The sequence below is a fragment of the Citrobacter sp. genome (genome assembly GCF_050252275.1).
Lineage (GTDB): Bacteria > Pseudomonadota > Gammaproteobacteria > Enterobacterales > Enterobacteriaceae > Citrobacter_A > Citrobacter_A amalonaticus.
In genome coordinates this window covers 1-5,011 of sequence record NZ_JBFWLF010000322.1, presented here as the reverse complement: position 1 = coordinate 5,011, position 5,011 = coordinate 1, and the positions used below count along the sequence as shown (strand labels likewise).

The 5,011-nt window shown below is 53.7% G+C and carries 6 protein-coding genes; 1 reads left to right on the top strand and 5 read right to left on the bottom strand.

Annotated elements, in window-relative coordinates; genetic code table 11:
* The 5 genes from pdxY to anmK form a co-directional block, all read right to left on the bottom strand.
* On the bottom strand, positions 1 to 468 hold a 468-nt coding region (gene pdxY / locus AB7E14_RS20530; RefSeq protein ID WP_428169873.1), incomplete at its 3' end, for a pyridoxal kinase PdxY.
* 66 nt (positions 469 to 534) lie between these two features.
* Complete coding sequence (gene tyrS, locus AB7E14_RS20525) at positions 535 to 1,809, bottom strand: tyrosine--tRNA ligase (protein ID WP_043000795.1); 1,275 nt, start codon at positions 1,807 to 1,809, stop codon at positions 535 to 537.
* Between the two features lie 126 nt (positions 1,810 to 1,935).
* Positions 1,936 to 2,592 carry a pyridoxamine 5'-phosphate oxidase gene (pdxH, locus tag AB7E14_RS20520; RefSeq protein ID WP_316962279.1) on the bottom strand — a complete coding sequence of 219 codons (657 nt, stop codon included), beginning with the start codon at positions 2,590 to 2,592 and terminating at the stop codon, positions 1,936 to 1,938.
* A 58-nt stretch (positions 2,593 to 2,650) separates the two neighbouring features.
* Positions 2,651 to 2,974 carry a C-type lysozyme inhibitor gene (mliC, locus tag AB7E14_RS20515; protein WP_044254665.1) on the bottom strand — a complete coding sequence of 108 codons (324 nt, stop codon included), beginning with the start codon at positions 2,972 to 2,974 and terminating at the stop codon, positions 2,651 to 2,653.
* A 92-nt stretch (positions 2,975 to 3,066) separates the two neighbouring features.
* Entirely contained in the window at positions 3,067 to 4,188 is a 1,122-nt protein-coding gene (gene anmK, locus AB7E14_RS20510; RefSeq protein ID WP_054176667.1) for an anhydro-N-acetylmuramic acid kinase, read from the bottom strand.
* 271 nt (positions 4,189 to 4,459) lie between these two features.
* Between anmK and slyB the strand changes: the two genes are divergently transcribed.
* Positions 4,460 to 4,927, top strand: coding sequence for an outer membrane lipoprotein SlyB (gene slyB / locus AB7E14_RS20505; protein WP_043000799.1), 468 nt, complete (start codon positions 4,460 to 4,462; stop codon positions 4,925 to 4,927).
* Positions 4,928 to 5,011 lie beyond the last annotated feature (84 nt).

Genomic DNA, 5,011 nt, shown 5'->3' with positions numbered 1-5,011 from the left:
CGCGTGTACACAGAGAATTTCCAGCTCAATCTGATTCGGGGCGATGATGTCGCTGGCAGGTAACGCGTGGCGAACATGAAATTCGGCGACGCCAGGCGCGACAATGCACCCCTTTTCCGGATGTCCCATCACCGGGTCACAAAAATATTTCGCCGCCGGATTCGCCGCTTTCACCTGACGCACAATCCCCAGAATATGCTCGCCCTGCTCGGCAGAACCCAGATAACCGCTCAGCACCGCATCACAGCGCTTCAGCTGATCGATATCGGCAATGCCCTGCACAATCTCCGTCAGATGTGAGGGCGGCATGACGCAGCCAGTCCATTTGCCGTATTGCGTGTGATTAGAGAATTGAACTGTATTGAGGGGCCAGACGTTGGCACCGAGGCGGCGCATCGGAAACTCCGCGGCGCTATTGCCAGCATGTCCAAAAACAACGTGGGACTGAATGGCGAGGATATTCTTCATTTTTTGCTTACCACAACCCTGAAAAAATAAAGGGGCGTGGTTTCCCACGCCCCTGCTAACTTTCGATTACTTCCAGCACACCAGACAGTAATTCTTCTTACCGCGACGCAGCAGCGTGTAGCGGCCGTACAGACGATCGCCTTCGGTGAAGGTGTACTCCGGATCCGACTGCTTCTCGCCGTTAATGGTGATCGCGTTGGACGCAATGGTCTTACGCGCCTGACCACGAGACGGCTGCAGTTCGGAATCCACCAGCGCCTGCATCAGATCTGCGCCTTTTTCCATCTCGACCATTGGCACACCGTCCTGCGCCAGTTGTTCGAAGTCCGCTTCGCTCAAATCGCTTAGCGTACCGTTAAACAGGCTCTCGGTGATACGTTTTGCCGCGATAAGGCCCTCTTCGCCATGCACCAGACGCGTGACCTGCTCGGCCAGCACGTACTGCGCACGCGGCGCTTTACCGCTGTTCTTGTCTTCTTCTTCCAGCGCATTGATCTCTTCAATGTCCATGAAGGTGAAGAACTTCAGGAAGCGATACACGTCGGCGTCCGCCGTGTTGATCCAGAACTGATAGAATTTGTACGGACTGGTTTTCTTCGGATCCAGCCATACTGCGCCGCCTTCGGTTTTGCCGAACTTGGTACCGTCCGCTTTGGTGATCAGCGGAACGGTCAGACCGAAGACCTGATTCTGATGCAGACGACGCGTCAGGTCTATCCCGGAGGTGATGTTACCCCACTGATCGGAACCACCGATTTGCAGCGCCACACCATGCAGTTTATTCAGACAGGCAAAGTCATAACCCTGTAACAGGTTGTAGGAGAACTCAGTGAAGGAGATCCCTTGATCGTCACGGTTCAGACGTTGCTTCACCGCTTCTTTGTTGATCATCTGGTTGACAGAGAAATGCTTACCGATATCGCGCAGGAAGGTCAGCACGTTCATGTTGCCGAACCAGTCATAGTTATTCGCCGCGATAGCGGAGTTGTCGCCGCAGTCGAAATCCAGGAACGGAGCAACCTGTTTACGGATTTTGTCTACCCACTCCTGAACTGTGTCTTCGGTGTTCAGTTTACGCTCGGCGGCTTTAAAGCTCGGGTCGCCAATCAGACCGGTCGCGCCACCGACCAGCGCCACAGGTTTATGACCTGCCTGCTGGAAGCGTTTCAGGCATAACAAGGGAACCAGATGCCCCAAATGCAAGCTGTCAGCGGTAGGATCGAAGCCGCAATAGAGCGCGATCGGGCCTTGCGCCAGTCGCTCTGCTAACGCTTCCTCGTCCGTCACCTGGGCAACCAGCCCCCGCTCTTGCAATTGTTTAATCAAGTTACTGCTTGCCATCAAAATCTCCATGTATAAAACGACTGCACCTTTGCCGGTACACGACTTTTCGCCAGACGCGAAAGCTCTATAGAATAAAGCGCTGGGGCACACAGCGCTAGCGCTTAACGCAACAATTTTCCGGGTTTATGGTGCGAGACGGTCAATTTTCCATGCGTCATTTTCACGCTGGTATAAAAAGCGGTCATGCAGTCGGTGCTCACCGCCCTGCCAGAACTCCATCTGTTCTATGCTGACGCGGAATCCGCCCCAGAAACTGGGCAGCGGCACTTCGCCTTGCTGGAATTTCTGTTTTAATTCGAAGAATTTACTTTCGAGGATCCCGCGCGCGGAAATGCGGCTGGACTGTTTCGAGACCCAGGCGCCAATCTGGCTGTCACGCGGACGGCTGTGGAAATACTTCACCACTTCCAGGGTCGATAAGCGTTCGGCTTTACCCGTCACCATCACTTGACGTTCCAGCATATGCCAGGGAAACAACAGGCTGATGCGGGGATTTTTTTCGATTTGATGCGCTTTACGGCTGCCGAGGTTGGTATAGAACACCAGCCCTCTTTCATCGTAGTGTTTCAGCAACACAATACGCTGATACGGTTGGCCATTTTCGTCAACGGTCGCTACAACCATGGCGGTGGGATCCGCCAGTCTGGCGTCACATGCCTGAGCCAGCCAGCGTTCGAAAAGCGTTAACGGCTCAGCGGGAAGATCGCGGCGACGCAGACCGCCTTTGGTGTATTCACGGCGCAGATGCGCGATTTGCTGCAATTCGTCGTTATCAGACATGGGGTTCGCTACGGATTGTCAGTGGGTGGCGCTATTGTGCGCCGCCCTGCTGGAAATCTCAACGCTTCGGGTTTTGTAACTGGCAGTTATTCAGCACGATACGGTCACGTTTGTAGACGGTCGCGCCGTCGCCTTTCGACCAGAACACATAGATTCCGTCGGTATAGCGCGCGCCTGACGCCGAAATACCCTGCTTCAGATTAAGCAGTTTGTTGTCATAAACAAAATTCACCTCCTGACGGGTATTATTCAATTTTACCGTCAGCGGTTTTTCATCACACTGGTATTCCAGCGTATCCGTTTGCATACGTTCAACAAACTGGTTGTAGACGCTACAACCAGAGAGCATAAGCGGAAAACAGATGAGTAGCAGTTTTTTCATAGACGTATCCTGTAGACTTTCCTGGTCCAGGAGGGGGAATGCACCCTCCTAATCTCCACAGTGTAACGGCAGAAGACAAAAGAAAAATTCAGTTAACTCTGAGTTCGTGGGGTGGCGGGAAACACCGCGCCCAGAATGCTTGCTTCAGAGGCACCGGTCACCGAGGGCAAATTGCCCGGAAGACCAGCCAGCGTGCGCCACGCCAGCCAGGCAAATGCCAACGCTTCCATATCATCGCCGCTGATCCCGGCCTCATCGGTGGTCGTCACTTCCGTTCCCGGCAGCAGTCCCGCCAGTCGGGTCATTAACAAAGGATTACGACTACCGCCGCCGCAGACCATCAGACGTTCACAGCCCCCACTCAGCAACACCTGTTCAGAGATGGTGACCGCCGTCAGCTCCGTCAACGTCGCCTGAACATCGCGCGGCGCAATCCCCGGGAACGCCGTCAGTTGCCGTTCAATCCAGCCGTAGTTGAAGTATTCACGCCCGGTGCTTTTCGGTGCCGGTAGCGAGAACCAGGGATCGCTGAGCATCGTTTGTAGCAACGGAATAATCACCGTCCCACCGCAGGCCCATTGCGCATCTTTATCATAGGGTTTGCCGCACTGCCGCCAGATCCAGGCATCCATCAGCATATTGCCGGGTCCGGTGTCGTATCCACGCACGGGCTGCCCTGGAATCAGCAGCGACAGATTCGCGATGCCGCCAATATTGAGCACCATTCTTCGCTCGGTCGGATGCGCGAGCAGCGCCTGATGAAATGCAGGTACCAGTGGCGCGCCCTGTCCGCCCAGCGCGATATCACGACGACGGAAATCGCCGACTACCGTGATTCCGGTATGCGCCACAATTTGATTGTTATCGCCGATCTGCAGCGTATGCGGCGCCGCGCCGGTGGGTTCATGCCACACCGTTTGCCCGTGGCAACCGATAGCGATAATGTCTTGCGGACGCAGTTTTTCCTGCGCCAGTAGCGCGTTGACCGCCTCGGCAAACAGTTTGCCCAACCGAACATCCAACTGCCCCAACTGGGAAAGCGTCAGAGATTGCCCCTGGCAAATATCGAGAATCGCCTGTTTAAGGGAAACAGGCATCGGCCAGGTGAGACTCCCCTGTTGGGCCACCATCGTGTCATCTATCGTCGCCAGTACGACATCAACACCATCAAGGCTAGTGCCTGACATCACGCCAATATAACGGCCCGATTTCATACATGTTCCTTTTTAAGCATGACTTTTTGCCAACACTCCATCATAAACGCGCAGTCAATGCTACGCTTCATTCACGTTTTTCCCGAAAGCACCCTCGCCGCGTTGATTTAATAAATTCACTGAATAGTTCGTTTAAAGTTGGTTAAGCTGCCTGTTATTATGATTTCTGCATCATTCAGACAGAACATGTGACCTTAAACGCGCAAATGCCATATAATTTGACCATGAGGGATGCTTGGGTAGCGTTTCATGGTGAACAGGAGATTTTTAAATGATTAAACGTGTACTGATCGTTTCACTGGCTGGCTTATCTTTAGTGGGTTGTGCCAACACGGATAGCCTTTCAGGCGATGTCTATACCGCTTCTGAAGCGAAGCAGGTTCAGAACGTTACCTACGGGACGATTGTAAACGTGCGTCCGGTAAAAATTCAGGCTGGTGATAATGATAACGTGATCGGCGCCATTGGTGGTGCTGTGCTCGGTGGCTTCCTGGGTAACACTGTGGGTGGTGGTACGGGTCGTTCTCTGGCAACGGCGGCGGGTGCTGTCGCCGGTGGTGTCGCCGGACAAGGCGTGCAGGGTGCGATGAACAAAACGCAGGGTGTTGAACTGGAAATCCGTAAGGATGATGGCAACACCATCATGGTTGTTCAGAAACAAGGTGATACACGTTTCTCTGCCGGACAGCGTGTCGTACTGGCCAGCAACGGTCGTCAGGTTACCGTTTCTCCGCGCTAAGTGAATTAACGTGTGGTCAGATCCTGACCACACGTTTCATGACATTAATAGTGCGACTGTAGCTCAATAATATTGTGTTCAAGT

Excerpts from the sequence above, each read along its gene's own strand:
- tyrS (WP_043000795.1), bottom strand. The coding sequence starts at position 1,809 with ATGGCAAGCAGTAACTTGATTAAACAATTGCAAGAGCGGGGGCTGGTT.
- pdxH (WP_316962279.1), bottom strand. The coding sequence starts at position 2,592 with ATGTCTGATAACGACGAATTGCAGCAAATCGCGCATCTGCGCCGTGAA.
- mliC (WP_044254665.1), bottom strand. The coding sequence starts at position 2,974 with ATGAAAAAACTGCTACTCATCTGTTTTCCGCTTATGCTCTCTGGTTGT.
- anmK (WP_054176667.1), bottom strand. The coding sequence starts at position 4,188 with ATGAAATCGGGCCGTTATATTGGCGTGATGTCAGGCACTAGCCTTGAT.
- slyB (WP_043000799.1), top strand. The coding sequence starts at position 4,460 with ATGATTAAACGTGTACTGATCGTTTCACTGGCTGGCTTATCTTTAGTG.